This window comes from Stenotrophomonas sp. YJH_SMC_105-26 (genome assembly GCF_059368915.1).
Genome location: NZ_JCAFSD010000008.1, coordinates 1 through 25,970 on the forward strand (window position 1 = coordinate 1; position 25,970 = coordinate 25,970).

Here is a 25,970-nt window from a genome sequence, read left to right on the forward strand (position 1 = left end):
TCGTGCCAACCAAGGTTGGCACCTACCAGAGCAACACCGAGGTATTCCCGCCTGGGTAGGTGTCGACCTTGGTCGACACGGTGTTGGCACGGGCGGCTGACACATCCGTGCCAACCAAGGTTGGCACCTACCAGAGCAACACCGAGGTATTCCCGCCTGGGTAGGTGTCGACCTTGGTCGACACGCTGGTTGGCACGGGCGTCTGACGCATTCGTGCCAACCAAGGTTGGCACCTACCAGAGCAACACCGAGGTATTCCCGCCTGGGTAGGTGTCGACCTTGGTCGACACGCTGGTTGGCACGGCGCGTCTGACGCATTCGTGCCAACCAAGGTTGGCACCTACCAGAGCAACACCGAGGTATTCCCGCCTGGGTAGGTGTCGACCTTGGTCGACACGCTGTTGGCACGGGCGGCTGACACATTCGTACCAACCAAGGTTGGCACCTGCCAGAGCGCACCGATACGCCTCCGCTTTGGTAGGTGTCGACCTTGGTCGACACGGTGTGGCACGGGCGGCTGACACATTCGTGCCAACCAGGGTTGGCACCTGCCAGAGCAACACCAAGGTGTTCCCGCCTGGGTAGGTGTCGACCTTGGTCGACACGCTGTTGGCACGCGCGGCTGACACATCCGTGCCAACCAAGGTTGGCACCTACCAGAGCAACATCGATCTGACCCCACCCCGAAGCTTGGCACCCAGCAGGGCGGTACCGCTGCGGCTACGCGAAGTGCTGGTAACCGCCGTCGGCGGCTTCGCCATCCACATTCACGCCCTGCCCTTCGGCAATCCGACCGATGCGGGTGAGCGGCACGTCCAGCGATTCGGCGAGGTAGTGCAGTGCGTCGCGCTGGTCGGCGGCGGCGGTGAAGCACAGTTCGTAGTCGTCGCCCCCGCGCAGTGCGCAGTCGCGCGCAGTGTCGCGGCCGAGCAGCTCACGCAGCGCGTGCGAGATCGGCAGCGAATCGGCATCCACATGCGCGGCCACGTTGCTACGCGTGGCGATATGACCGAGGTCGGCCAGCAGGCCGTCGGACACATCCACCGCCGCGTGCGCGAAGGCCCGCAGGCGCAGGCCCAGGGTCACGCGCGGCGTCGGCCGCAGCAGGCGCAGGCGCAGGCTTTCGTAGTCGGCCAGCAGCGTGGCGGTGGCGATGCTCAACGCACCTTGTTGCCACAGGCGCAGCGCGCCGGCGGCATCGCCCAGCGTGCCACTGATCCAGATGTCATCGCCTGCCTGTGCGCGGTCGCGCCGCAGGGCCTGGCCACGCCCGACCTGGCCCATCGCGGTCACCGACAGCGACAGCGGACCGCGCGTGGTGTCGCCACCGATCAGCGCGATGTCGTGCTGGTCGGCCAGGGCGAAGAAGCCATCGGCAAAGGCCTCGATCCAGTCTTCAGACGCTTCCGGCAGTGACAGTGCCAGCGTGCACCACGCCGGGCGCGCGCCCATCGCGGCCAGGTCCGACAGGTTGACCGCCAGGGTCTTCCAGCCGATGTCGAAGGCAGGCGTCTCAACCGGGAAGTGCACGCCGCTGTTGAGCGTATCGGCGGTGACCACCAGTTGCTCGTTGGCACGCGGCTGCAGCAGCGCGGCGTCGTCACCGATGCCGAGCAGGATGTCGTCGCGCTCGAGGGTGCGGGCGCGGATGCGGTCGATGAGGGCGAATTCGGCCAGGGACATGGGGCGTTCTGCTTTTTTGTAGAGCCGAGCCATGCTCGGCTGCAGTTCGATCACGCGCCGCATTGCCGAACGCAACCGTGCGCTGCACGGTGAGCCGAGCATGGCTCGGCTCTACAGAAATCGGGTCAGTGACCCGATTCGACCTTGCGCCATTCCACGGCGGCACGATCCAGCACGCCGTTGACGTAGGTGTGGCCGTGTTCGGAACCGAAGCGCTTGGCCGATTCGATCGCTTCGTTGATCACCACGCGGTATGGCACGTCCAGGCGGTAGCGCAGCTCGTAGGCGGCCAGGCGCAGCACCGCGCGTTCGATCGCGTCCACTTCCTCGATGCCACGGTCCAGGTACGGGCCGAGCGCTTCGTCGATGTCACGACGGTTGTCGAGCACGCCGTGCAGCAGCGCCTCGAAGTACGCCAGGTCAGCGATTTCACGGGCCTGCTCGTGGACGAACTGGGCGATCAGCGACTGTGCGTTACCGCCCGAGATCTGCCAGGCGTAGATGGCCTGCACGGCACGACGGCGGGCGCGCGAGCGCAGCACCGGATCGACGCCATCGCGGCGGACGGGTTTACCGGAGGGCTTGCCCTGGGTGTTCTTGTTCATGGCAGTTGCTCCAGCAGATTGACCATTTCCAGTGCGGCGAGTGCGACTTCCTCGCCCTTGTTGCCGTGGCTGCCGCCTGCGCGGGCCTCGGCGTCTTCAACGCGTTCCACCGCCAGCACGCCGTTCAGCACCGGCACGCCGAAATCCAGCTGCACGCGCATCAGGCCTTCGGCGCAGCGGTCGGCCACGTGTTCGTAGTGGCGGGTGTCGCCACGGATCACGCAGCCCAGGGTGAGGATGGCGGCGTGTTCATGGGCGGCGGCCAGGCGCGCGGCCACCAGCGGCAGTTCCCAGGCACCCGGCACGCGGATCACGTCGATGTTGGCTTCGGTGATGCCGTTGCCGGCCAGGCTCAGGCGCGCGCCTGCGACCAGCGCGTCGGTGATGCGGGCGTTCCAGCGGCTGGCCAGGATGGCGAAGCGCGCCGACTCGGGAGTGCGAAGATCGCCTTCGTAGTGGCTCATATGCGGCTTGGGGACTCGATAAGGGGGTAATTCTAGCGTGGATGGGCCCCGGCCGTGGCTGGCGGGGGCCCGCAGGGTGTGCCGACCAACGGTCGGCACCCACCGGTGGCATGGGGCCGGCACCCACCGGTAGTGCCGGCCGCTGGCCGGCAATCCCCCATTACAGGGTGACCGTCTCCACCACTTCCAGGCCGTAACCGGCCAGGCCAACCTGGCGGCGCGGGGTGCCCAGCACCCGCAGCTTGCCCAGGCCCAGGTCGGACAGGATCTGTGCACCGGCACCGTTGCGGCGCCACTGGCCCACATCCTTGTCCTTGCCCGGCACCACCGGCGCCGGCTGCTGGCGCAGGCGGGCCAGCAGGGCTTCGCCATCGCGCGGGGCCGACAGCACCACCATCACGCCAGCGCCCTCGGCATCGATCGCGCGCAGGGCATAGGTGGCCGCCACGCCGAAGTCGTCGCGGCGCCAGTGCAGCAGGTCGGCCAGCGGGTTTTCCACCTGCACGCGCACCAGGGTCGGGGTGTCCGCATCCGGCGTGCCACGAACCAGCGCGAAGTGCAGGTCGTGGGCGATGCGGTCACGGTAGGTCACCAGCTTGAACGGACCGAATTCGGTGTCGATCTCGCGCTCGTCCACGCGCTCGACGGTCTTTTCGGTGGCCAGGCGGTAGGCGATCAGATCGGCGATGGAGCCCATCTTCAGGCCGTGCTCGCGGGCGAACACTTCAAGCTCCGGGCGGCGCGCCATGCTGCCATCCGGGTTCAGGATTTCCACCAGCACGCCGGCCGGTTCCAGCCCGGCGAGCATGGCCAGGTCGACGCCGGCTTCGGTGTGGCCGGCGCGGGTCAGCACGCCGCCCGGCTGGGCGATCAGCGGGAAGATGTGGCCCGGCTGGTGCAGGTCCGACGGCTTGGCATTGGGCTTTACCGCGGTGCGGATGGTATGCGCGCGGTCATGCGCCGAAATGCCGGTGGTGACGCCCTCGGCGGCCTCGATGCTGACCGTGAAGTTGGTCTGGAACTGGGCGGTATTGGCCTGCACCATCGGCGCCAGGCCGAGGTCGGCGGCGCGGCTGCGGGTCAGCGGCAGGCACACCAGGCCGCGGCCGTGGGTGACCATGAAGTTGATGTCCGACGGCTTGACCAGCTCGGCGGCCATGATCAGGTCGCCTTCGTTCTCGCGGTCTTCGTCATCGACGATGACCACCATGCGGCCCAGGCGGATGTCTTCCAGGATTTCCGGAATCGGGGCGAAGTTCATGCTGCGTCTCCCTGTGGGTGCTGACCGTTGCTCGGCACACCCATCAATCGCTCGACGTAACGGGCCACCAGATCGATTTCCAGATTGACCGCGCTGCCCACGCCGGTGGCGGAGAAGGCGGTGTTCGCCACGGTGTGCGGGATCAGGGCGACTTCAAAACCGTCGTCGTCCACTTCGTTGACGGTGAGGCTGACGCCGTCAACGCAGATCGAGCCCTTCTTGGCGATATAGCGGCGCAGCGAGGCCGGCGCGGCGAAACGCCAGCGCTGGGCCCGCGCGTCGTCATGGATGGACAGCACCTGGCCGAGGCCGTCGACGTGGCCGCTGACCAGATGGCCGCCCAGGCGGTCGGTCGGGCGCATGGCGCGCTCCAGGTTGATGACCGCCCCTTCGCCCAACTGGCCCAGCGTGGTCAGGCCCAGGGTCTCGGTGGAGGCATCGGCCTGGAAGCTGCTGGCGTCGAACGCGATGACGGTGAGGCAGACGCCGTTGATGGCGATGCTCTCGCCCATCTGCACGTGGTCGAACGGCAGATTCCCGACGTGGAAGGTGAAGCGGACATCGCCGCCGATGGATTCGCGTGCGGCCAGACGGCCGACGCCTTCGATGATTCCAGTAAACAAGTAACGTTCTCCGCGAAAAGTGAGCGAAAAACGCCGCAAGGCAAACAGGCGGGCGCAGGGCCGCGAAGGCCCTGTGGCACCGTCTTCTTTCATCCGGACTATGACCGTCGGCTCCGGCATTGGACCGGATCTGCTGACCCCCGGCCGTGGGCCGGGGCGCTCGCGGGCTCGTGCTTGCGCACCTACCGCCGGTGGGGAATTGCACCCCGCCCTGAAGACGTTTGTGTACCGGCGAACCGGCGCGGCTAGTGTACCAGCCCGTGCTGAACGGGGTGGGATGCCCGGGGTCGGATCCCTTTCCGCAGGCAAGGGCTCTGGCCCCGGCCCTCTCGAAATCGCTACGGGTCAGAGCCGTTTTCCGACGGAAAACGGATCTGACCCCGATCCAGGCCCGCTCGCACTCTGATGACCGGGGTCGGATCCCTTTCCGCAGGAAAGGGCTCTGACCCCGGGTCCCTCGAAATCGCGGAGGGGTCAGAGCCGTTTTCCGACGGAAAACGGATCCGACCCCGATGCAGGCCCGCTCGCATTCTGATGACCGGGGTCGGATCCCTTTCCGCAGGAAAGGGCTCTGACCCCGGGTCCCTCGAAATCGCGAGGGGTCAGAGCCGTTTTCCGACGGAAAACGGATCCGACCCCGATGCAGGCCGGCTCGCACTCTGATGGCCGGGGTCGGATCCCTTTCCGCAGAAAAGGGCTCTGACCCCGGCCAAGCCAGACCAGCTTGTGACGGCCGTCTCTCGCATTTTGTAAAACTTTCATTAAAATCCGCAGCGGACGACATGAGGTCGCCACGGGCAGCCGCGAGGGCAGGCCCGCCAATGGACTGAAATTCACAGGAATTCCCATGCGCAAGATCCTGATCGTGGCCGCCCTGCTGGCCGCTGCTCCGTTCTCGGCTTCGGCCGACGCCCTGAGCTACACCTACGTGGAAGGCGGCTGGACCCAGGTCCAGGTTGACGACAACGTGCTGGACGACCCGAAGGTCGACGGTGGCTACCTGCGCGGCTCGGTCGCGCTGGCCGAGCAGGTCTACGTGTTCGGTGGCTGGTCGCGCACCAGCAAGACCCGCCACTACGGCGAAGACTCGCTGAAGCTGGAACTGAACCAGCCGGAGCTGGGTATCGGCTACCACATGCCGTGGACCGACCGCCTGGACTTCACCGCCGATGCCGCCTGGGTGCGCCAGAACGCCGAATCGACCCTGCGCTACGACGGCGTGCGTTACCACGGCAAGGACCACACCAACCTGGGCCGCGTCACCATGGGTATCCGCGGCAAGCCGTCGCGCATGACCGAAGCCTGGGCCAAGGCCGGTTACATGGATGGCGGCAACAACTACAAGGGCACCTGGGTCGGCACCGTCGGCGGCCAGGTCAACTTCACCAAGACCTGGGGTGTAGTGGGCGAGATCGCCGGCTACCGCGACGTCACCCAGTACTCGGTCGGCGTCCGCGCCAGCTTCTGATTTACCGATCGCTCCTCGTCGTGCGATCGAACGGGCCCCGCAAGGGGCCCGTTTTTTTTGGGCCCGCGCGCGCCGGCAGGCGGCCACAGGCACCAACGGGCCTGCGCAAAGATGCGCTACGCTTGCGCGCCTCTGGAACAGGAAACACCGTCATGAAGACTCCCTTGCGTACCCTGCTGGCCAGCGCCCTGCTGGCGGCCCCGCTGCTGGCCGGCGCCGCCCCGGCCACACTGACGCCCGAACAGGCTTTCGACCTGTACGCACGCGTGCTGCTGGAAGATGACGCCGTGGCGACCCGCGCGCTCAACGATGCACTGAAGCCGGCGTTCGAAGGCCAGGACGCGGTGACCCCGAACCCGGGTGCGCTGGCCAAGGCGCTGGCCGATCCGTGGCAGGTCGTGCTTGCCAGCACCGGCGCAAAGGCCGACGCGGCCGCCAGCGAAGCGCTGTATGCCAAGGCCCTGCGTGATTCGAAGTGCCGCGCCAGCAAGAGCGTGATTGAAGACAACGAGTACGTGGAAGACCAGAAGCTGGCGCGCATCACTTTCAGCTGCCAGGTGCCCGACCTCGGCAAGGTGCGCCCGCTGTTCGCCGCCAGCCTTGCGGCCGACGCCAGCCCGGCCGCGCGCAGGCAGTTCACCGACGCCTACACCCAGGCGCTGCAGAGCGGTGCGCGCGTGCCGGTCAGCGGCACCTTCACCCTGTACCCGGCCAAGGACAACGGCTACTGGTACAGCGGCAACTTCGACGATCTGGTGGGTACCGTGACCGGCGCGCTGGCACCGTTCGAGGACTGGATGCAGGACGCGCAGGCGGCCAGCGCACCGAAGGTGACCGGCGTACCCGGCTGTGACCTGCTGCTGCAGCAGCACCGCGCCTGCGTGGCGAAGATCGCGCCGGACCAGATCAGTGGCGTGGATGCCATGACCGAGGAACTGAAGGCCAAGGCGAAGGTGAAGTCAGCCGAAGACATGACGCAGGAATGCAAGGCACTGCGCCCGATCGCCGAGATGATGTGGACCGACGAATGCGCGTAAGTGCGATGTAACGCCGAGCCTACGCGCTGCCCAGCGTTGCCGACGGCAAGGGCAACTGCATTTTCAGAACCCTTGCATGGCCCTGCGCGGCCTGCATGGTCAATGCTGTTGCCCTCTTCCACCAGGGCAACCGCATGAAACACCGTATGACGTCGACCGCGCTCATGTTGCTGGCGCTGATGGTGTGCTGGCAGGCCGAGGCGTCCAGGTTCAAAGCCACGAAGATCATCGTCGTCCAACCCTCGGTCGCCTTCGAGTCAACGCAGCTGAGCGACAGGCACCTGGATGCGTGGATGAGTGAGGATGATCACTGCCGCGACTTCCTGATGTACCACGACCAGTGTGCCGTGCTGGTACTGCCGGATGAGTACGACGACGGTTTTACGCGTCGCCAGTTGCGGTTCAAGGCGAGGCAACTGCCGGGCGAGGCGCTCGGCGCGTACTGCCGCGACCTGCATGTGCTGTGGAAGCAGCAATGGAAAGGCCAATGCCCCGTTGGCGAAGAAGACGACGAAGCGGCCTGACGCCATGGGCGTAGCCCCCTGCCCTGCGTCATTCCTTCATGGGCGCAGCAGCAGCCTGTTGTCCTCGCCGACCTGGCGCTGGTCAACCACGCGCAGGCGACGCTGCTGGTCCATGGCATCAATGCCGAGGCCAGCCAGCAGCGGGCGGCCGTTGTCGCCCAGCAGCGTGGGCGCCTGATAGAGCAGAAGCTCATCGACCCAGCCACCGCGCAGCAGCGCACCGGCCAGTGTCGCGCCGGCTTCGGTGTGCACTTCGTTGATGCCGCGCTCGGCCAGCAGCGCCAGCACCGCGCCCAGGTCCAACCGCCCCTCTGCGCTGGGCACGCTGGCGAATTCGGCATCGGCCGCATCCGGCGCGCTCACCGCCGCAGCGTGCAGGTACAGCGTCGGTGCCCCGCCCTCGCGCACGCGGCTGCATTCGAGCGAGCGCAGGCGCGAATCCAGCACCACACGCAGTGGTGCCATCACTTCGGTATCGGCCAGGCGCACGGTCAGCATCGGGTCGTCGGCCAGCACCGTGTCGCCGCCGGTCAGGATCGCACCGGCGCGCGCGCGCCAGTGCTGCACGTCCTCGCGCGCGGCCGGCCCGGTGATCCACTTGGAACTGCCATCGGCCATCGCGGTACGGCCATCCAGGCTGGCGGCCAGCTTCACCCGCAACCACGGCCGATTGCGCTCCACGCGCGACAGGAAGCCCTTGTTGAGCTCGCGCGCCTGCGCCGCCATCAGCCCTTCGGCGACGTCGATGCCGGCATTGCGCAGCAGATCGAACCCACCGCCATCGACCTTCGGGAATGGATCACGCATCGCCGCGACCACGCGCGACACGCCAGCTTCGATCAAGGCCAGCGCACACGGTGGCGTGCGCCCGTAGTGGGCGCAGGGTTCCAGGGTGACGTAGGCGGTGGCACCGCGTGCTTCGGTGCCGGCCTCGCGCAGGGCGAACACTTCCGCATGCGGGCCACCGGCGCGCTGGTGCCAGCCCTGCCCGACCACGCGTTCGCCATGGGCGATCACGCAGCCGACCATCGGGTTGGGGCGGGTGGTATAGGCAGCGCGCTCGGCCAGGCGCAGCGCGTTGGCCATGTGCAGGTGGTCGAGGACGGAGAACGAAGTGGTCATGCAGCCATGGTAACGCCGCCGGTGTTGATCCATGCCGTCAGTGCCAACCAACGGTTGGCACCCACCAGTGAATGCGGCCACCGGTGCCCACCAAGGTTGGCACCCCCAAGGCAGAGGCAGTCAGCCCTTCTTCTTCTTGGTCAGGGCGATCACATCGCCCAGCAGCTGCAGCTGTTCGGTACTGGACGGCAGGTCGCGCTCGAGCTTCTCGATCTCCTCGCGGAAATCGGCCACGTCCTCGAAGCTGCGGTAGACCGAAGCGAAGCGCACGTAGCCGACATGATCGAGCTTGCGCAGTTCGTTCATCACGAACTCGCCGACCTTGATCGAGGGCACTTCGCGCTCGCCGCTGATGCGCAGCTGGTGAACCACCGCACGCACCGCTGCTTCGATCTTGTCTTCGGCCACCGCACGCTTCTGCAGCGCGCGGTCGAAGCCAGCGCGGACCTTGCGCTGGTCGAACGCCTCGCGCGTGCCATCGCTCTTGACGATGGCCGGCAGCTTCAGTTCGACCGTTTCCAGGGTGCTGAAGCGCTCGCCGCAGGCTTCACATTCACGCCGACGACGGATCGTCGCGCCGTCTTCAGAGACGCGCGAGTCGATGACCCGGGTATCGGCATGTTGGCAGAAGGGGCAGTGCATGGAACGCCTGGCTCAGGAAAGTACCTATTGCCACGGTCATGGCAGCGTCGCAAAGGTACCTGAGAAAGGGCGCAGCGGCAAATGCTGTCTGCGCGGAAGTACCTGCATTTCGGCCAACCAGAGCGTCCAGTGAGGTCAGCAGGACCAGACGTTCAACCAGGTGCCGACGGCACCGGGGCCGCGCGTGCCCAGCGCAGCCACGCCAGGTGCCCGGCCATCACCAGCAGCGGCGGGCCGAACCCAAGGAAGGCCAGGGTCGAGATTTCCCCATGCTTGAAGGTGAAGTACAACGCGGCGGCGACCACGGCCAACGCGGCCAGCACCCCCAGCGCAAGGCCGACCCAGGCGACAACCGGTGATTGGCGCAGGCCGGCAACACCGCGCCACAGGAACAGGCCGCTCAGCCACAACCACGACAGCAGGCCGATGATTCCAGCCGACGACCACAGCAGCAACCACGTGTGCTCGTCGCCCGTCAGGTACTTGCCGTCCCATACGACCATCAGCCCCAGCACGGCACCCGTGCCGCCTGCCGCCACGGTGGGCAGGCCCACCAGCAGGCCGGCGATCGCCATCCAGCGTTTGTGCAGACGCTCATCCATGCGTTCGATGTCCTTCCATGGGCCACGTCATGCGCGGCGTTTGATCCACACCAGCATCGCAGCCGGCACCAGCATCGACGGGCCCAGCAGCAACAAGCCGATGCCTTCGGCATGCACGGCGATGCCCCACCACAGCGCCAGCCCCAGCGGGGGCAAGGCGGCGAGACCGCCCGCCAGCAGCATCCACCACCAGAGGCGGTGCACGTGCAGCCCGGCACGCCCCTGCAGCAGAAAACCCGCGCTGAGCCACAACCAGGCCAGGCAACCGGCAATGCCGGCCAGGCCCCACAGCGGCATCACCGTCACCGAGGCCAGCGTGCCATGACCGAACTGGCCCAGCCCCATCAGCAGCAGCATCGTCGCTACAGCACCGCCCACCACCAGGCTGGGCAGGCCGAAGACCACCGCCAGGATGGCATACAGATACCGGGCGCGGCGCTCATCCACGCGGGCCTACTCCTTTGACCGTGCCGGGCCGGATGGCTCGCCCATGGCGTCGGCACGCAGCCGCAGGAGGATCAACATACCGGTGGGCACCAGCAGGGACGGCCCGGCGAACAGCCCGCTGAGCACGGACGGACCCAGCTCGGCGAAGTAGTACAGCGCCATCGCCAGCAGGGGCAGGCCCGCCAGCACGCCCAGGCCCAGCAGCAGCCACCAGCGGCGTGATGCCATGTGCAGCCCGCGTGCGCCATCGCGCAGCCAGACGATGCTGAGTGCGACCCAGGCCACGAGGCCGGCGATCGCGCACGATCCCCACGCGAACATGCCGACGGCAAACCACAGTTTGTCCGCGTCCAGCGATACGAGCCCGATCACGCCCATGACCACGGCGATGCAGGCGCCGGCACCGCCGAAGAACAGGCTGGGCAGGCCGAACAGCACCGCCAGTGCGATGTACAGGTACTTGAGGCGGCGCTCATCCATGCGCGGGATTCCTGATGACGGGGTCAGAGCCCTTCCCTGCGGGAAGGGATCCGACCCCTGCGTCGATCCGGAAGGCGGGGTCGGATCCCTTTCCGCCAGGAAAGGGCTCTGACCCCGGCCCCGATCAGCCGTAGACCGGGTACTTGCGGCACTGCGCGCTGACGGCGTCGCGCACGCGGGCGATGACCGCGTCATCGTTCGGTGCGTCGAGCACGTCGGCGATCCAGTTGGCCAGATCCACGCAGTCCTGTTCGACGTAGCCACGGGTGGTCACCGCCGGCGTACCCAGGCGCAGGCCCGAGGTCACGAACGGCGAACGCGGGTCGTTCGGCACCGAGTTCTTGTTGACGGTGATGTGGGCCTTGCCCAGCGCGGCTTCCGCGTCCTTGCCGGACACGTCCTTGCCGATCATGTCCACCAGCATCAGGTGGTTCTGGGTGCCGCCGGAGACGATCTTGTAGCCACGCGCGATCAGCGTATTGGCCATCGCCTGGGCGTTCTTCACCACCTGCTGCTGGTAGGCCTTGAAGCCCGGCTCCAGCGCTTCCTTGAAGGCCACGGCCTTGCCGGCGATGACGTGCATCAGCGGACCGCCCTGGATGCCCGGGAACACGATCGACTGCAGCTTCTTGACCAGGTCTTCGTCGGCGCCCTTGGCGATGACGATGCCGCCGCGCGGGCCGCGCAGGGTCTTGTGGGTGGTCGAGGTGACCACGTGGGCGTGTTCCAGCGGGCTCGGGTAGACGCCTGCGGCGACCAGGCCGGCGACGTGGGCCATGTCGACGAACAGGTAGGCGCCGACCTTGTCGGCGATGGCGCGGAAGCGCGCCCAGTCGATCACCTGCGAGTAGGCCGAGAAGCCGGCCACGACCATCTTCGGCTTGTGCTCCAGGGCCAGGCGCTCGACTTCGTCGTAATCGATCAGGCCCTGGTCGTTGACGCCGTACTGCACGGCGTTGAACAGCTTGCCCGAGGCATTGACCTTGGCGCCGTGGGTGAGGTGGCCACCGTGGGCCAGGCTCATGCCGAGGATGGTGTCACCCGGCTGCAGCAGGGCGAAGTACACGGCCTGGTTGGCCTGCGAACCGCTGTGCGGCTGCACGTTGGCATAGTCCGCATCGAACAGCTGCTTCAGGCGGTCGATCGCCAGCTGCTCGGCGATGTCCACGTATTCGCAGCCACCGTAGTAGCGCTTGCCCGGGTAGCCTTCGGCGTACTTGTTGGTCAGCTGGCTGCCCTGGGCTTCCATCACCGCCGGGCTGGTGTAGTTCTCGCTGGCGATCAGCTCGACGTGGTCTTCCTGGCGCTGGGTCTCAGCGGCGATGGCCTTGGCCAGTTCGGGATCGTAGGATTCGATGCGGACGTCACGCGGGAACATCGGGTACTCCAGCAGGCAGGGAAAAGGGGTACGGCTCAGCCCTCGATTGTAGCTCCGCACTGGCCCGCTGGGGCCGAAACGGACGGGGCCGGCATCCCCGAAGGAATCCGGCCCCGTATGGTTTCGATTGATGTTGTGGGGTCAGAGCCCTTTCCGTTGGAAAGGGATCCGACCCCATCAGCGCAAGGGTCAGAGCCCTTTCCGTTGGAAAGGGATCCGACCCCGGCCGCGATCCTCAGCGACTGAGCACGTACTGGGCGATCACACCGGTGGCGATGGCCACCAGCAGCATGTTGCCGCGATCATCCCGGATCCACTGATGGCCGTACGGCGGGCGGCGCAGGTTGTAGCGCGGGTAGTCGTTCACCACGTAGACCGGGCCGCGGTAGTAGTCGCGGTAGCGGTGGCCGACCTTCCAGCCATAGCCCGGGCCATAGGCCGGGCGATAGACCACGCGCGGCGGTGCCGGGCGGTAGTAGCGATCATGGTCACGGTGCCAGTCGCGGCGGTCGCGTTCCCAGTCGCGCCGGGCCTCGCGGCGGTCGCGCTCCCAGTCGCGGCGGTCCTAGCGCCACTCACGGCGATCCTCGCGCCACTCGCGGCGGTCGTGGTCGCGGCGATGGTCGTTGTCGGCGAAGGCCGGGGTCACGGCGCCCAGCGCCAGCACAGAGGCCACGGCGCCGGCCATTACTCGATTGATGCGCATGTCAGACCTCTGCTTGGGTGGGTGGTGAGCCCATATTGCGCAACCGATCTGAACCGTTTCCGGCTGGAAACGCTTCCCGCTGCAGGACTGTGACGGAGTATTCAGGCCACGGCCAGCCTGCGCGGCTCCGGCCGGGCGCGGGCCGGAACCGGTTCCGGCTATAATTGGCGGTATTCCATTCCAGTCTGTGCCCGCTGCCGCAACGGGATGTTCCCGTGACGGGTCGGGCGCAGGGCCGCGCCTACGGAGACCGCATGTCCTCGCAATACATCTACACCATGAACCGCGTGTCCAAGGTGGTCCCGCCCAAGCGGCAGATCATCAAGGACATTTCCCTGTCCTTCTTCCCGGGCGCGAAGATCGGCCTGCTGGGCCTGAACGGCGCCGGCAAGTCCACCGTGCTGAAGATCATGGCCGGCGTGGACACCGATTTCGAGGGTGAAGCCCGCCCGCAGCCCGGCATCAAGGTCGGTTACCTGGCGCAGGAACCGGAACTGGACCCGAACAAGACCGTGCGCGAGTCGGTCGAGGAAGGCGTGGGCGAAGTGCTGCAGGCCCAGGCCGCGCTGGAGGCGGTGTACGCCGCCTACGCCGAGGAAGGCGCCGACTTCGACGCGCTGGCCAAGGAACAGGAGCGCCTCGAGGCGATCCTGGCCGCCGGCGACGCGCACACCCTGGAAAACCAGCTGGACGTGGCTGCCGATGCGCTGCGCCTGCCGCCGTGGGATGCCAAGATCGCCAACCTGTCCGGCGGTGAAAAGCGCCGCGTCGCACTGTGCCGCCTGCTGCTGCAGAAGCCGGACATGCTGCTGCTCGACGAACCGACCAACCACCTCGACGCCGAGTCGGTGGAATGGCTGGAACAGTTCCTGGCGCGCTATACCGGCACCGTGGTGGCCGTCACCCACGATCGCTACTTCCTGGACAACGCCGCCGAGTGGATCCTGGAACTGGACCGCGGCCGCGGCATTCCGTGGAAGGGCAACTACACCGAATGGCTGGTGCAGAAGGATGAGCGCCTGAAGCAGGAAGAGAACCAGGAAAAGGCCCGCCAGAAGGCGATCCAGAAGGAACTGGAGTGGTCGCGCCAGAACGCCAAGGGCGGCCGCTCCAAGGGCAAGGCCCGTCTGGCCCGCCTGGAAGAGCTGCAGTCGCAGGATTACCAGAAGCGCAACGAGACCAACGAAATCTTCATCCCGCCGGGCGAGCGCCTGGGCAACATGGTGATGGAGTTCAAGAACGTCTCCAAGAAGTTCGGCGACCGCCTGCTGATCGACAACCTGTCGATGCTGATTCCGCCGGGCGCGATCGTCGGCATCATCGGCCCGAACGGCGCCGGCAAGTCGACGCTGTTCAAGATGATCACCGGCCAGGAGAAGCCGGATTCGGGCGAGATCGTGATCGGCCCGACCGTGCAGCTGTCCTACGTGGACCAGAGCCGCGACAAGCTGGAAGGCAACCACAACGTCTTCCAGGAAATCGCCGGTGGCCTGGACATCCTCAACATCAACGGCATCGAGATCCAGTCGCGCGCCTACATCGGCCGCTTCAACTTCAAGGGCCAGGACCAGCAGAAGATGGTCGGCTCGCTGTCCGGTGGTGAGCGTGGCCGCCTGCACATGGCCAAGACCCTGCTGCAGGGCGGCAACGTGCTGCTGCTCGACGAACCGTCCAACGACCTGGACATCGAAACGCTGCGTGCGCTGGAAGACGCGCTGCTGGAGTTCCCGGGCAACACCTTCGTGATCTCGCACGACCGCTGGTTCCTGGACCGCATCGCCACGCACATCATCGCTTTCGAAGGCGACTCGCACGTGGAGTTCTTCCAGGGCAACTACCGCGAGTACGAGGAAGACAAGAAGCGTCGCATGGGCGACGATGCCGCGCCGAAGCGCCTGCGCTTCAAGGCGCTGAAGTAAGAAAGGAAGAACGGCCGCGCTCTGCGCGGCCGTTCTGCATTCGGGTAGGTCACGACCGTTGGTCGTGACACCTTATTGTCGCGAGAAGCCCCATGTCCCTGTTCGAGCGCCTGTTCCAGCTGCAGCAGCACGGCACCACCGTGCGTACCGAGCTGCTGGCCGGTGTCACCACCTTCCTGACGATGTCCTACATCGTCTTCGTGAACCCCGAGATCCTCGGCACCACCGGCATGGACGCGGGTGCGGTGTTCGTGGCCACCTGCCTGGCCGCGGCGCTGGGTTCGGCGGTGATGGCACTGGCGGCCAACTTCCCGGTCGGCATGGCACCGGGCATGGGCCTGAACGCGTTCTTCGCCTTCACCGTGGTCGGTGCCGCCGGCCTGCCGTGGCAGCAGGCACTGGGCGCGGTATTCATCTCCGGCCTGGTGTTCCTGGTGCTGTCGCTGACCGGTGTGCGGGCGTGGCTGGTGTCGGGCATTCCTTCGTCGCTGCGCTCGGCGATCGTGGCCGGCATCGGCCTGTTCCTGGCGATCATCGCGCTGCAGAAGTCCGGCGTGATCGTCGGCAATGAAGACACGCTGGTGGCGCTGGGCCCGTTGAACACGGCGCCGCCGCTGCTGGCACTGGCCGGCTTCCTGCTGATCGCGGTGCTGGAAGCGCGCCGTATCCGTGGCGCGATCCTGATCGGCATCCTGGCGGTGACCGGCGCGGGCTGGGCATTGGGCGACGTGCAGTACCAGGGCCTGGTCTCGCTGCCGCCGAGCCTGGCGCCGACCTTCCTGCAGCTGGACCTGCCGGGCCTGCTGCACCACAACGGTGGCGCGCCGATCGCTGTGTTGCTGCAGGTGGTGCTGGTGTTCGTGCTGGTGGAAGTGTTCGATGCCACCGGCACCCTGTATGGCGTGGTCGGTCGCGCCGGACTGCTGAAACTGCCGGGCGCGCAGAAGCGTTTCGGCCGCGCGCTGCTGGCCGACAGCACGGCGATCGTGGCCGGTTCGCTGCTGGGCACCAGCAGCACTACCGCGTTCGCTGAAAGCGCCTCGGGCGTGCAGGTGGGCGGCCGCACCGGCCTGACTGCACTGGTGGTGTCGGCACTGTTCCTGGCCGCACTGCTGTTCTCGCCGCTGGCGGCGATGGTGCCCGGCTATGCCACCGCACCGGCGCTGCTGTTCGTGGCCGGCCTGATGCTGCGCGAACTGGTGGACGTGGACTGGAGCGACCTGACCGAATCGGTGCCGGCCGCACTGTGTGCCCTGGCGATGCCGTTCACCTACTCCATCGCGAATGGCCTGGCGTTTGGCTTCATCGCGTATGCGGCGCTGAAGGCCGGCACCGGCCGCTGGCGCGAAGTGCATCCGGCGGTGTGGCTGGTGGCGGTGCTGTTCGCGCTGCGCTACGCGTTGGAATAATCGGGGCGCGATGCCGGCCAGCGGCCGGCACTACCGGATGGTGATTCACCTGCCACCCGGGGCACGATGCCGGCCAGCGGCCGGCACCACCCGGCGCGGGGTTCACCTCCCACCCACGGTGCTCTGGGATGATGCGGGCATGGTTCGGCCCGACCTTCCCACGGATCCGTCTTCGCCGTTGCGCCGCCGGTTGCTGCGCGCGGCAGTGCTGGCGCCGTTGGCCGCTACGCTCGCCACCCTGCCCGGCTGTTCGCTGCCGGTGCAGGTGGATGGCACCTTCCTGCAGCCCTGGCGCAGCCATCTGCAGTGGGGCCCGGCCGACTGGCAACGTTCGTTGAAGCTTGCCCACGCGCTGGGCTGCCGGCAGCTGGTGCTGCAGTGGACCGGCATCGTCGGTGGCAGCGATGGCGACTGGTCGCTGCCGGACAGCAACCTGCAGCAGCTGTTCACCGCCGCCAGCGAGAACGACATCCGCATCCGCGTTGGCCTGCCCTTCCAGCAACGCTGGTGGCAGGCCATCGGCGCCGACGACGCCACGCTGCAGGCGTTCCTGGCCGACAGCCTGGCGCACGCGCGCAGCTGGTTGGCACAGGCGCCGTGGGCGCAGCAGCCCGCCTTCGGCGGCTGGTACCTGCCCTACGAACTGGAGCAGTTCCACTGGGCCGATCCGGCCCGCCAGCAATGGCTGGCGCAGTGGCTGCACGGGCTGGCGCAGGCCGCCAGCGCGCGCGGCGGTGACTGTGCGATCTCCTGCTACTTCAGCCGCCTGCAGACCGACGGCGACCTGGTCGCGCTGTGGCAGGCGGTGCTGGCACGGGCCGCGCTGCGGCCGATGGTGCAGGACGGCGTGGGGGTGGCCGGCGCCGGCAACGTGCAGCAGCTGCAACCGCTGCTCGGCCATTTCCGGGCACAGGGCATCGGGTTCGATGCGATCGTCGAACTGTTCCGCGAACTGCCCGGCAGCCCCGCCGACGGCAGCGCGTTCAAGGGCGAAACCGCAGATGCCGCGCGCATCCAGCGGCAGCTGGCGTGGGCGCACGACAGCGGTGCGCAGCACGTGCTGGTCTATGCACTGGAGCCGTGGCTGACCCAGGACACGCCGCAGGCCGCGGCGCTGCGACGACGTTGGGGCCTGCCTCAGTAGGAGAGGATGGCGGTCGCGAACAGGCCCTTGGCGCGCTGCGTATCACCGCCGCCGATCGCGAAGCGGTACTGCACGGTCAGGTCCAGGTAGGAACGCGGCGTGTTGTAGTGGTCTTCGCGGAACCAGTAGCGCACGCCCACGCCCGGCCCTGCGCCGAGTGACCAGCTGCGCTGCGTATCGTTGAGTGCGAACGACTGCGCCGGGAACAGCGGGTAGCGGATGTCGCGCACCCGCGAGCGCTGGTCGAGCCAGTCCGCCCCCACCACCACATACGGCGTGACCACCCAGTGGGTCTGCCCGGCACCAAAGCGGAAGCTGCGGCCGGCACGCAGTTCACCGGCAGCGAACCACTGTTCGCGATGCAGGCGCCCGTTGGCATCGCCCACCCGGCGCACCGGCGCGCCATTGGCATCGAGTGCGTCGAGGGTGAAATGCGCGCTGTTGTCATCCCACGTGTAACCGCCCTGCGCGTAGCCACTGACCATCCACCACTGATTCACGTCGGTGCGCAGGTCGGTGCCGTGGTAATAGCCGTAGGTCAGGTAGGACATCCAGCCACCGGAACCGCTGGCCAGGCGGTAGCGGGCCAGTGTGCTGGCTTCCAGTGGCGGGTTGCGGGCCAGCTGCAGGCTGCATTGCACGGCCGCCGAAGCGGGGTAGACATCGCCCGTGCGGGTGGCGCTGCCGAGGAACTGGCGACGCTCGATGCCGGCGCTCAGGCCGGTCTGGCCGAAGGCGTAGCGCAGGCCGAACGAGGCGATGGTGGACGGCCAGCCGGTGGTGGAACGCGAGCGGCTGAGCCGTTCGGCGCGCGCGCGTGCATCGGGCGTCGATTCGCCGGTGCACGGGTCCACGGCGCGGATCGACTCGTAGGTGCCACCCTCGTCGTACAGGGTGTTGAGCAGCCGCGCGTAAAGCTCCAGCGTGCCGTGCTGGTCATTGAAAGCCGGCGGGCGCCAGAACGCTTCAAGCGTGCTGAACACCGAATCACCCGGCGTACTGATCGCCGCGCCGCCGACATTGGTCGCCGCCTGGCGCGCGCCACGGAAGCCGGCCGAGGCGATCACGCCCCACTCGCGCGAATAGTTGGCGATGGCATTGCGCACGTTGTAGCGCTGGTGCGCATCCAGTGGCAGCTCGCCGGCATCGGCACGATCAATGGCCGTCCGCAGCAGGGTCACCGCCTGCGGGTGATCGCCGTTGGCCGCGCTGGCGTAGGCCTGGTCAAGCACCACGCCCTTTGGTGCCCTGCCGGTGGCCTCGGCGGCACGGAAGTCGGCCAGTGCGCGCGCCGGCTCGTGCGCCTTCTGGTTGAGGTAGCCGCGCTGCATCAGCGCCTCCGCATCGTCAGGGCGCTGTGCCAGCGCCGCATCCAGGCGCTGCCGTGCTTCGTCCTGCTGGCTGCGGTTGCCTGCCGCCAGCGTGCTGGTCAGCAGCCCCTGCAGGCCCGCGTCCTCCGGTGCGAGCTGCACGGCCTGCCGCGCCTCGCCGATGGCCTCGGCATAGTCCCGGCGCGCGTAGGCCGCGTAGGCACGCTGTGCGGCACCACCGTCGCCCTGCAGGTCGGCCGGCATCAACTCGCAACGGTTGCCGCTGTCGCCAGACTGGCAGTGCTGGAACGGCGCCGGATAGGTCTGCGCGCTCATGCGCGGACGCTCGCGACTGGAACGGACCGCCTTGGCGCGCTGCTCGATGCCCTGCTGCAGCAGCTGCTGCGCGCGTGCATCGCTGGCATCTGCTGGCAATGCCGCGCGCAGCGGCGCCAGCAGTGCACCCGCACGTGTGCGGTCCCCAGCGGCCAGGGCCGCATCCACGGCCAGCAGGCGCACGTTGCGCTGCTGCATGGTTGACCCCGGCGCGGCGAGTGCGGCGTCGAAGTCTTCATTGGCCAGCAGGCTGTTGCCCTGGCGCTGGCGCAGGTACCCGCGCATTGAGATCCTGGCCGTCGGCCTGCAACGCCTGGTCGGCACTGCGCTCGGCGTCGGCCAGCTGCCCCTGCTGCAGCTGCGCGGTAATCAGCAGCAACCGGTACGTCGCCACCTCCGGTGCCAGCTCGACAGCGGCACGTGCCTGCGCAACGGCCGCGGCATCATCCTGCGTGGACAGCGACCGGTACGCCTGCTGGGCCTGCAGCAGCGCGCGCTGTCGATCCAGCGCCACGCGCCGTGCGCGCAATGCCTCGACATTCGGCGCGCCCAGCTGCAGCGCGGTGGCAATGGCGGCGTCGGCCTGTTCGGGCTGCTGCTGTGCTTCCAGCGCGGCCACCCACAGCATCGCCCAGGCGCCCTGCGTTGGCTGCTGCCGGAAGGCCTGCTCGGCCTTGCTGGCTGCCTCTCCCATCCGCCCGGCGTCATAAGCGGCGTAGGCCTCGGTGGCCAGCGCGTAGGCCTGCTGCCTGGCGCGGTCTGCGCCGCTGCCAGCCACGCGCGGTGGGGAGGGTGCGCGCCCGCTCCTGGCATCCGGAGGCGTGCTGCGCGCAGCGGTGGCAGCGGCCAGCGCCGGCAACGCCGGATCCTTCAACCCCGCATCCAGTGCACGACGTGCCTGCTGCTGGGCCTCCGCCGGCCGGCCCAGTTTCTGCAGCGCGTAGATCTGCAACAGGCGCAGCCGCACCACGTCTGGGCGCAGCCGGATCGCTTCGGTGGACTGCTGGTAAGCCGCTTGATAGTCGCCGCGCTCGTAAGCGGTGAAGGCCTGCTCGGCGACGCGATATGCAGCGCCGGACAGCGGCAGGGCCGCATCGGCCTGTGCCAGTACCGGCGTGGCGGCCGTGGCCAGTGCCACGGCAATGACGGTGGACAGCAGCGTGGTCTTCATGCCGGCAAGGCTCCGGGAGGCGGCGACTGCAGCACGGCCGCACGCCGGCGCTGCTCCTGCATGGCCTGGGCGACGGCGTCCTCGGTGGTGACGCCCTGCTTGACCAGGTAATCGCCGATGCGGCCATCGCGCTGCGGCTTGTAGGCATCCAGTGCGATCTCGAAGCGCGCGTGATCGATCAGGCGCATCTCCACCAGCAGGTCCCCGAGCAGCGGCACGTTGTCCAGCTGCCAGTGCCGGTCGCCGCCGATCAGGCGCAGGCCTGCGTTGATTTCGCTTTCGCGGGCAATGCTCTGTTCGATGTGCTCGCTGCGGGTTTCCTGCTTCAGCAGCGCCAACGCTTCTTCGGGCAATGGGCTGGCCACGGCCAGCCGCAGGGTGCCCTGCTGGCGCGGTGGCAGCGGCAACATGCGCCATTGCACGCAGGCATCGGCACTGACCGGGAAGTGGAAGGCGCGCAGGTAGTCCACGTCGATCACCGCACGAGGCAGGTCGCCCTGGAAGGCGATCGCCTCGGCCAGCGTTTCATCATCCAGCCACCCCTGGGTGAGCAGGATGCGGCCCAGTGGCTGCTGCCGGCCGGCGTGCTGCTGGTCCAGCGCCTGCTGCAGGCGCTCCGGCTCCACCGCCTGCCAGGTGGTCAACAGCTCGCCGAGCTGCTTGCGCGTCTGCACCAGCTGCGCCGCATCCGGGAAGTCGTGCATGGTCTTGTCCCAGACCATGCGCTTGCCGAACAGCAGGTAAGCCAGGAACACCTTCCACGCACGCGCGGTGGCCATGAAATTGATCATGTTGCCGACCACCATCCGCGGGATCGACATCAAGGCATGCTCCCAGCCGTACAGCCGGTTGACGAAGTAGAAGCGCTGCACGACGCGGGTGGCCAGCGCTGCGGTGGTCAGCAGCGCGACGTTCATCTGCCAGGTACCGGCCTGGAACACGCTGGGAAACTGCATCGTCCACACCCCGGACATCTTCAGCAGCCAGAACAACAGCAGCTGCAGGAAGATGAGGTAGGCAATGATGCTGACGAACGAGGTGATGATGCCCTTGCGGTCGCGCGCCAGCAGGTACTTGGTGGCCAGCGAGCCACGCCAGCCCAGCGACTCCCAGCTCTGCAGGCCGATGCCCAGCACCCAGCGCGCCTTCTGCCGGTACGAGGCACGGAAGTTGTCGGGGAAGTACTCGCGCACGCACAGCGCCATCTGCTGGGTGCGCTCGCGCACCGGCCCCCAGCCGAACCAGGACGGGCGACGCACGCGGAACTGCACCGGGAAGCGGGCGAAGATCGACTGCATGCCCATCGCCGCCAGCCGCGCACCGACGTCATAGTCCTCGGTGAGGCTGTCGGTGTTGAAGGGCTGGTTGTCGGTCTGCGCGCTCAGCGCCAGCAGCGCGCGCCGCGAGAAGCAGGTACCGACGCCCGCCGATGGCACCATGCCGGAAACACTTTCACGCACGACCAGATCCTTGGCGTGCCATTCGGCGAATTCGTCCATGTAGACACCGGCAACCAGCTCATACCACTCGCGGTCCAGCGAGGTGACCGGCAGCTGGATCATGTCCTTGCGCGGCAGCAGGTAGTTGTAGAAGCGCAGTTCCATCGGATGCAGCACGTCCTCGCTGTCGTGCAGGATCACCCCGGCGAACTCGATGTCGTGGCGCTTCTCGTAGTCGAAGATCGCCAGGATCAGCCAGTTCAGGCAGTCGGCCTTGCTGGTCGGCCCGTCGTGTGGCACTTCCACGCGGCGCAGGCGCTTGTAGCGGCGACGCATGCGCTCGACCTCATCGATGGTCTGCTGGTCGTTGGGATAGGTGCCGACGAACACGACGTACTCGCGGTAATCGAGCACGTTGATCATGTTCTCCACCATCTGCGCGATGACGTCGTACTCCATCCACGCCGGCACCATGATCGCCAGCGGCTGCTGCGGGCGCTGCAGCAGGTCGTCCTGGGTCAGCGGCCGGTAGGCATCGCGGCGCTTGATCGTGAGCGCGCGCCAGCTCTCGCGTACCCAGTACCAGACATCGATGAACAGGTCATCGAGGCTGGAGATCAGGATCAGCACGGCCACCGCCGCCGCCGTGGTTTCCAGGGCGGCGTAGTAGTTGGCCAGCTGGATGTTCCAGAACAGACCGTCCACGGTGGATCAGTGCCCTGTGTTGGCGGACTTGCGGCGACGCACCTGGGTGACGCGGGCGGCCAGCAGCGCGAACACGATCACGCCGACCAGCAGCAGCAGCCAGACCATGTGCCGTTCCCACTTCGATTGCGGGTTGCCGTCCTGCGCGATACGCGTGCCGTAGGGATCCTGGCGGTCGAATTCGCGCACGGCATCACTGCCGTCGAGCACGGCGAGATCGCCCCGCAGCAAACGGAATGGGGCGCCGAACGGCGGTGACTGCGCACCGAGGTCGCTGTAAACAACGCCCAGCTGGCCACCGGACGACCCCACCTGCACCACCGCGGCACGATCCAGCCCGCTCACATCCAACAGCGGTTGCGGCTTGCCGCCGATCAGCAGGTGGCCATCCTTCAGGCCGGCCACATCGACACCGGCTGGCGCCACGCCGAACGCCAGCCACGGCGCGCCCGGGCTGACCACGGCACCGGCTTCGACCACCTTCAGTTCCGATGCCTCCGGCGATGCGCCCACTGCGCTGGTCACCGCGATGACCTTGCCCAGCGAGGCCGGCGCATCCTGCAGCCAGGTGCCGGGCACGAACACCTGGTTGCCGCGCGACAGCTGGCTGCTGGCACCCACGAAGTCACTGCCCAGCGAACGCTTGGCCAAGGTCAGGTGGCTGCTGGGCAGGATCGAGACCGGATAGCCCGTGGCCGGATCGTGGCAGTAGGGACGCGCCGGCTGGCGCAGGAAGCTGACACGGATCTCGTTGCGTGCCGACAGCGCGTAGGCCGGCACCTTGGCCACCAGCCGTTGCGGCTGGCCGTTGGCCGACAGCACCTTGCCACCCAACAGGTAATCGTTGAGGTAGATCGTGGCGACCGCGCCCTGCCCGGCCGCGTTGGGGGCCGCCGAGACATCGATCACCACCTGCTCGGGCAGGCGGCCATCGGCCGACAGTGCGCCGAGGTCGAAGCTGGCGCTGCGGTCGGCGCGGGTCACCACATCCATGGTGCCGGTGATGTTGCCGAGCCGGCTCAGCAGTACCTGGTCACCGTCCAGTCTGGGCGTGCCCGCTGCGCTGACCTGCAGGCTGCGGCCCAGTGCATAGCTGCGCCACTGCTCGGCGAGCAGCCCGGCGACCTTGCCCGCCGCCGCCGGGTCGACCACCAGCGTCGGACGCCCGGCCACGGCCACCACGCTGACCGACGCGTTGGCGGCGGGCTTTTCCAGGCCGCCCATGCCGGTGCCGCGCCACGCGGCGAACGCGGTGCCCGCATCGGCCCCCGCCGCGCCGACCTGTACGGCCAGCGCATCCAGCGCCGCACGCACGCCGGCGCGCAGTGCATCGCTGCCGATCATCACATCGGCGGCCAACGGCCCGCTGTCGCGCAATGACAGCAGCGCGCCGACTTCGGCCAGATCCCTGATCGCATGCGCGCGCTCACCCGTGGCCAGCGCGGCGTAGGCCGGCACGCCCTGCAGGCTGGCCGGGATGCTGATACCGGCCAGGTCAACGCTGTCACCGACCTTGGGCAGGGCCACCACCTGCACCTGTTTGCCCCCGGCCTGCAACGCGGTACCGATGCGCCAAGCCGCATCGTAGGCCGGTGCCTGCAGCGCCTTGCCATCCACCAGCAGGCGCACCCGCGGTGGCAGCGCCCCCCACGCCTTGGCCACGGTATCCACGGCGCGGCCGTCGAAGCGGTAGCTGAAACGCGAGTCCGGCGACAGCCGCAGCACATTGGCCGGCGCGCTCTGGTCGGCGCACTGGTAATCGGACACGATCGACCACCAGCCGACGCCGACCCGTACGAAGCCGCTCTGGCGGGGTTCGCCATCGATGGCCAGCAGCTGGCTGGCATCGCCCTGGGCATCGGTGATCGAACGCGCCGCGATCGGGTCGCCATCGACCGACCACAGGCCCGAGGTGCGCCCGGCGTGGCCGCGCACATAGCGCCCATCCAGCTGCAGCTGCGCGTCGCGGGTGGCCACACCGGCCGGCACCGGCAGGTAGACCTCGCGCTGGCTCTCCTGCCCGCTCAGCACCAGTGGCTGGCGGAAACCGAGTTCGCGCAGGGTCATCTGCCGGTGCACCGTGCTGTCGCTGCTCCATTCGGTGAACTGGCCGGCGACGCTGTCGGCGGCATGGGCACTGCCAACCACGCCCGACAGGACGAACGCAGCGGCGGATGCAAACAGGGAAGAGCGGCCGGTCTGGGTCATGGCGTCACTTCGCGTGGATGGGGTGGACGGCGCCGCTGCTGCGGACGCCGGGCGAGAATTCGGGAAGGGGCGCACCGCGCAGGGCGGCGACGATGCGGGCGCTGGCGCGGCCATCCCCGTAAGGGCTGGCATCGGGGTCGAAGCGGGCCGGCTGCGGGGGGCGTGCCAACACCGCGTTGACCGCATCGACGATGCGCGAGGGCGTAGTGCCGACCAGCGTGACCACACCGGCCTCGACCGCCTCCGGCCGTTCGGTGACATCGCGCATCACCAGCACCGGTTTGGCCAGCGCCGGGGCTTCTTCCTGCACGCCACCGGAGTCGGTGAGGATGACGTCGGCGCGCTGCATCAGGCGCACGAAGCGCAGGTAATCCTGCGGCGGCACCAGGTGCACGTTGTCGAGGTTGCCGAGGTGGGCATTGACCGGGCCCTGCACGTTCGGGTTGAGGTGCACCGGGTACAGCACCTGCAGGTCCGGCCGCCGTGCCAGCTCGGCCAGCGCACGGCAGATGTCCTCGAAGCCCTGGCCGAAACTCTCGCGGCGATGGCCGGTGACCAGCAGCAGCCGGCGGCCGGGTTCGAGCATATGGAAGGGTTCGTCGGCCTGCGCACGCAGTGCCGGATCGGCATCCAGCCGCTGCACGGTCTGCTGCAGGGCATCGATGACGGTGTTGCCGGTGACCAGGATCTGCCCGCCCAGGTGCTCACGGGCCAGGTTGGCGCGCGAGCCGGAAGTGGGTGCATACAACTGATGGCCGACCACATCGATCACCCGCCGGTTCATCTCCTCCGGCCACGGCCGGTGGATGTCGCCGGTGCGCAGGCCGGCCTCGACATGGCCGATCGGGATGCGGTGATGGAACGCGGCCAGGGCCGCGGTCATCGCCGTGGTGGTATCGCCATGCACCAGCACGTAGTCGGGGCGGACCTGCGTGTAGAGCGCGTCAAGCCGTTCGAACAGCCTGGAACACAGGCCATTGAGGGTCTGGTTGGGCACCATGACATCGAGGTCATGGTCGGCGGTGATCTCGAACAGCGCCATCACCTGGTCGAGCATCGCCCGGTGCTGCCCGGTGATGCAGACCACCGATTCGATATCCGCAGCGTGTGCCAGGGCGCGCACCAGCGGCCCCATCTTGATGGCTTCCGGTCGCGTGCCGAACACCGACAGGACCTTCACCGGAGCGCTCCCGAAAGCCGGCGCGGAAGGGTGCAAGCAGCAGTAGCCACGTCTGGATCCTTTCGGCGTTGCCGTCCAGCACCCGCAGGCAGGAGACGGTCACCTCA

At 67.9% G+C, this 25,970-nt stretch carries 19 protein-coding genes, 3 pseudogenes and 1 riboswitch; of the genes and pseudogenes, 6 read left to right on the plus strand and 16 right to left on the minus strand.

The genetic code is table 11. The annotated features are described in order from the left end of the window. Positions 1–720: 720 nt before the first annotated feature. The 5 genes from thiL to AC5P7F_RS16695 form a co-directional block, all read right to left on the minus strand. The gene (gene thiL / locus AC5P7F_RS16675) at positions 721–1,683 is read right to left on the minus strand and encodes a thiamine-phosphate kinase (RefSeq protein WP_046428783.1); all 963 of its coding nucleotides are present in this window, start codon (positions 1,681–1,683) and stop codon (positions 721–723) included. A gap of 125 nt (positions 1,684–1,808) precedes the next feature. Then, on the minus strand, positions 1,809–2,288 hold the full coding sequence (gene nusB, locus AC5P7F_RS16680; RefSeq protein ID WP_495204184.1) for a transcription antitermination factor NusB: 480 nt from the start codon (positions 2,286–2,288) through the stop codon (positions 1,809–1,811). Further along, on the minus strand, positions 2,285–2,752 hold the full coding sequence (gene ribH / locus AC5P7F_RS16685) for a 6,7-dimethyl-8-ribityllumazine synthase (protein ID WP_005415267.1): 468 nt from the start codon (positions 2,750–2,752) through the stop codon (positions 2,285–2,287). Before ribH ends, nusB begins: the two co-directional genes overlap by 4 nt. 160 nt (positions 2,753–2,912) lie before the next feature. Then, complete coding sequence (gene ribB / locus AC5P7F_RS16690; protein WP_495204185.1) at positions 2,913–4,013, minus strand: 3,4-dihydroxy-2-butanone-4-phosphate synthase; 1,101 nt, start codon at positions 4,011–4,013, stop codon at positions 2,913–2,915. Next, positions 4,010–4,636 (minus strand): riboflavin synthase, encoded by a 627-nt coding sequence (locus AC5P7F_RS16695; protein WP_014645921.1) that lies wholly within the window; start codon positions 4,634–4,636, stop codon positions 4,010–4,012. Before AC5P7F_RS16695 ends, ribB begins: the two co-directional genes overlap by 4 nt. Before the next feature lie 77 nt (positions 4,637–4,713). Beyond that, positions 4,714–4,859: riboswitch (FMN riboswitch) on the minus strand. A 624-nt stretch (positions 4,860–5,483) separates the two neighbouring features. Between AC5P7F_RS16695 and AC5P7F_RS16700 the strand changes: the two genes are divergently transcribed. The 3 genes from AC5P7F_RS16700 to AC5P7F_RS16710 all read left to right on the plus strand — a co-directional run bounded on the left by AC5P7F_RS16700 (position 5,484) and on the right by AC5P7F_RS16710 (position 7,665). After that, positions 5,484–6,104 (plus strand): hypothetical protein, encoded by a 621-nt coding sequence (locus tag AC5P7F_RS16700; RefSeq protein WP_014645920.1) that lies wholly within the window; start codon positions 5,484–5,486, stop codon positions 6,102–6,104. Positions 6,105–6,256: 152 nt separating this feature from the next. Next, positions 6,257–7,141 (plus strand): hypothetical protein, encoded by an 885-nt coding sequence (locus AC5P7F_RS16705; protein ID WP_014645919.1) that lies wholly within the window; start codon positions 6,257–6,259, stop codon positions 7,139–7,141. A gap of 146 nt (positions 7,142–7,287) precedes the next feature. Then, entirely contained in the window at positions 7,288–7,665 is a 378-nt protein-coding gene (locus AC5P7F_RS16710; RefSeq protein ID WP_014645918.1) for a hypothetical protein, read from the plus strand. 36 nt (positions 7,666–7,701) lie between these two features. Here the strand turns inward: AC5P7F_RS16710 and ribD are convergent, their stop codons facing one another. The 7 genes and pseudogenes from ribD to AC5P7F_RS16745 form a co-directional block, all read right to left on the minus strand. Beyond that, entirely contained in the window at positions 7,702–8,787 is a 1,086-nt protein-coding gene (gene ribD, locus AC5P7F_RS16715) for a bifunctional diaminohydroxyphosphoribosylaminopyrimidine deaminase/5-amino-6-(5-phosphoribosylamino)uracil reductase RibD (RefSeq protein ID WP_046428779.1), read from the minus strand. Between the two features lie 120 nt (positions 8,788–8,907). Continuing rightward, positions 8,908–9,429: a transcriptional regulator NrdR gene (nrdR, locus tag AC5P7F_RS16720; RefSeq protein WP_010481984.1), complete on the minus strand. Its 522-nt coding sequence runs from the start codon at positions 9,427–9,429 to the stop codon at positions 8,908–8,910. A 152-nt stretch (positions 9,430–9,581) separates the two neighbouring features. Further along, positions 9,582–10,031 carry a hypothetical protein gene (locus AC5P7F_RS16725; RefSeq protein WP_032962449.1) on the minus strand — a complete coding sequence of 150 codons (450 nt, stop codon included), beginning with the start codon at positions 10,029–10,031 and terminating at the stop codon, positions 9,582–9,584. Between the two features lie 27 nt (positions 10,032–10,058). Further along, positions 10,059–10,478, minus strand: a complete 420-nt coding sequence (locus AC5P7F_RS16730) for a hypothetical protein (RefSeq protein ID WP_046428774.1) — start codon at positions 10,476–10,478, stop codon at positions 10,059–10,061. Positions 10,479–10,484: 6 nt separating this feature from the next. Next, entirely contained in the window at positions 10,485–10,958 is a 474-nt protein-coding gene (locus AC5P7F_RS16735) for a hypothetical protein (protein ID WP_046428771.1), read from the minus strand. A 124-nt stretch (positions 10,959–11,082) separates the two neighbouring features. Continuing rightward, positions 11,083–12,336, minus strand: a complete 1,254-nt coding sequence (gene glyA, locus AC5P7F_RS16740) for a serine hydroxymethyltransferase (RefSeq protein WP_046428769.1) — start codon at positions 12,334–12,336, stop codon at positions 11,083–11,085. Between the two features lie 235 nt (positions 12,337–12,571). Continuing rightward, positions 12,572–13,042 (minus strand): annotated as a pseudogene (locus AC5P7F_RS16745) (RcnB family protein). 254 nt (positions 13,043–13,296) lie between these two features. Between AC5P7F_RS16745 and ettA the strand changes: the two are divergent. The 3 genes from ettA to AC5P7F_RS16760 all read left to right on the plus strand — a co-directional run bounded on the left by ettA (position 13,297) and on the right by AC5P7F_RS16760 (position 17,514). Beyond that, positions 13,297–14,961, plus strand: coding sequence for an energy-dependent translational throttle protein EttA (gene ettA / locus AC5P7F_RS16750; protein WP_005415249.1), 1,665 nt, complete (start codon positions 13,297–13,299; stop codon positions 14,959–14,961). Positions 14,962–15,053: 92 nt separating this feature from the next. After that, positions 15,054–16,370, plus strand: coding sequence for an NCS2 family permease (locus tag AC5P7F_RS16755; protein WP_032962452.1), 1,317 nt, complete (start codon positions 15,054–15,056; stop codon positions 16,368–16,370). 139 nt (positions 16,371–16,509) lie between these two features. Next, positions 16,510–17,514, plus strand: a complete 1,005-nt coding sequence (locus AC5P7F_RS16760) for a DUF4434 domain-containing protein (RefSeq protein ID WP_230548470.1) — start codon at positions 16,510–16,512, stop codon at positions 17,512–17,514. On the opposite strand, the pseudogene AC5P7F_RS16765 reads toward AC5P7F_RS16760, so the two are convergent. From AC5P7F_RS16765 to wecB, 4 genes and pseudogenes are all read right to left on the minus strand, one after another. Continuing rightward, positions 17,508–20,331: pseudogene (locus AC5P7F_RS16765) on the minus strand (NfrA family protein). The gene AC5P7F_RS16760 and the pseudogene AC5P7F_RS16765 overlap by 7 nt on opposite strands. Continuing rightward, positions 20,328–22,475: a glycosyl transferase family protein gene (locus AC5P7F_RS16770; RefSeq protein WP_046428763.1), complete on the minus strand. Its 2,148-nt coding sequence runs from the start codon at positions 22,473–22,475 to the stop codon at positions 20,328–20,330. Before AC5P7F_RS16770 ends, AC5P7F_RS16765 begins: the two are co-directional and overlap by 4 nt. Positions 22,476–22,481: 6 nt before the next feature. Continuing rightward, on the minus strand, positions 22,482–24,683 hold the full coding sequence (locus tag AC5P7F_RS16775) for a membrane protein (protein ID WP_046428760.1): 2,202 nt from the start codon (positions 24,681–24,683) through the stop codon (positions 22,482–22,484). Then, a pseudogene (wecB, locus tag AC5P7F_RS16780) lies at positions 24,680–25,863 on the minus strand (non-hydrolyzing UDP-N-acetylglucosamine 2-epimerase). Before wecB ends, AC5P7F_RS16775 begins: the two are co-directional and overlap by 4 nt. Positions 25,864–25,970: the final 107 nt, after the last annotated feature.

Excerpts from the sequence above, each read along its gene's own strand:
- ribD (WP_046428779.1), bottom strand. The coding sequence starts at position 8,787 with ATGACCACTTCGTTCTCCGTCCTCGACCACCTGCACATGGCCAACGCG.
- AC5P7F_RS16760 (WP_230548470.1), top strand. The coding sequence starts at position 16,510 with ATGGTTCGGCCCGACCTTCCCACGGATCCGTCTTCGCCGTTGCGCCGC.
- glyA (WP_046428769.1), bottom strand. The coding sequence starts at position 12,336 with ATGTTCCCGCGTGACGTCCGCATCGAATCCTACGATCCCGAACTGGCC.
- nrdR (WP_010481984.1), bottom strand. The coding sequence starts at position 9,429 with ATGCACTGCCCCTTCTGCCAACATGCCGATACCCGGGTCATCGACTCG.
- AC5P7F_RS16755 (WP_032962452.1), top strand. The coding sequence starts at position 15,054 with ATGTCCCTGTTCGAGCGCCTGTTCCAGCTGCAGCAGCACGGCACCACC.
- ribB (WP_495204185.1), bottom strand. The coding sequence starts at position 4,013 with ATGAACTTCGCCCCGATTCCGGAAATCCTGGAAGACATCCGCCTGGGC.
- AC5P7F_RS16725 (WP_032962449.1), bottom strand. The coding sequence starts at position 10,031 with ATGGATGAGCGTCTGCACAAACGCTGGATGGCGATCGCCGGCCTGCTG.
- AC5P7F_RS16705 (WP_014645919.1), top strand. The coding sequence starts at position 6,257 with ATGAAGACTCCCTTGCGTACCCTGCTGGCCAGCGCCCTGCTGGCGGCC.
- ribH (WP_005415267.1), bottom strand. The coding sequence starts at position 2,752 with ATGAGCCACTACGAAGGCGATCTTCGCACTCCCGAGTCGGCGCGCTTC.
- nusB (WP_495204184.1), bottom strand. The coding sequence starts at position 2,288 with ATGAACAAGAACACCCAGGGCAAGCCCTCCGGTAAACCCGTCCGCCGC.
- ettA (WP_005415249.1), top strand. The coding sequence starts at position 13,297 with ATGTCCTCGCAATACATCTACACCATGAACCGCGTGTCCAAGGTGGTC.
- AC5P7F_RS16710 (WP_014645918.1), top strand. The coding sequence starts at position 7,288 with ATGACGTCGACCGCGCTCATGTTGCTGGCGCTGATGGTGTGCTGGCAG.
- AC5P7F_RS16775 (WP_046428760.1), bottom strand. The coding sequence starts at position 24,683 with ATGACCCAGACCGGCCGCTCTTCCCTGTTTGCATCCGCCGCTGCGTTC.
- thiL (WP_046428783.1), bottom strand. The coding sequence starts at position 1,683 with ATGTCCCTGGCCGAATTCGCCCTCATCGACCGCATCCGCGCCCGCACC.
- AC5P7F_RS16700 (WP_014645920.1), top strand. The coding sequence starts at position 5,484 with ATGCGCAAGATCCTGATCGTGGCCGCCCTGCTGGCCGCTGCTCCGTTC.
- AC5P7F_RS16735 (WP_046428771.1), bottom strand. The coding sequence starts at position 10,958 with ATGGATGAGCGCCGCCTCAAGTACCTGTACATCGCACTGGCGGTGCTG.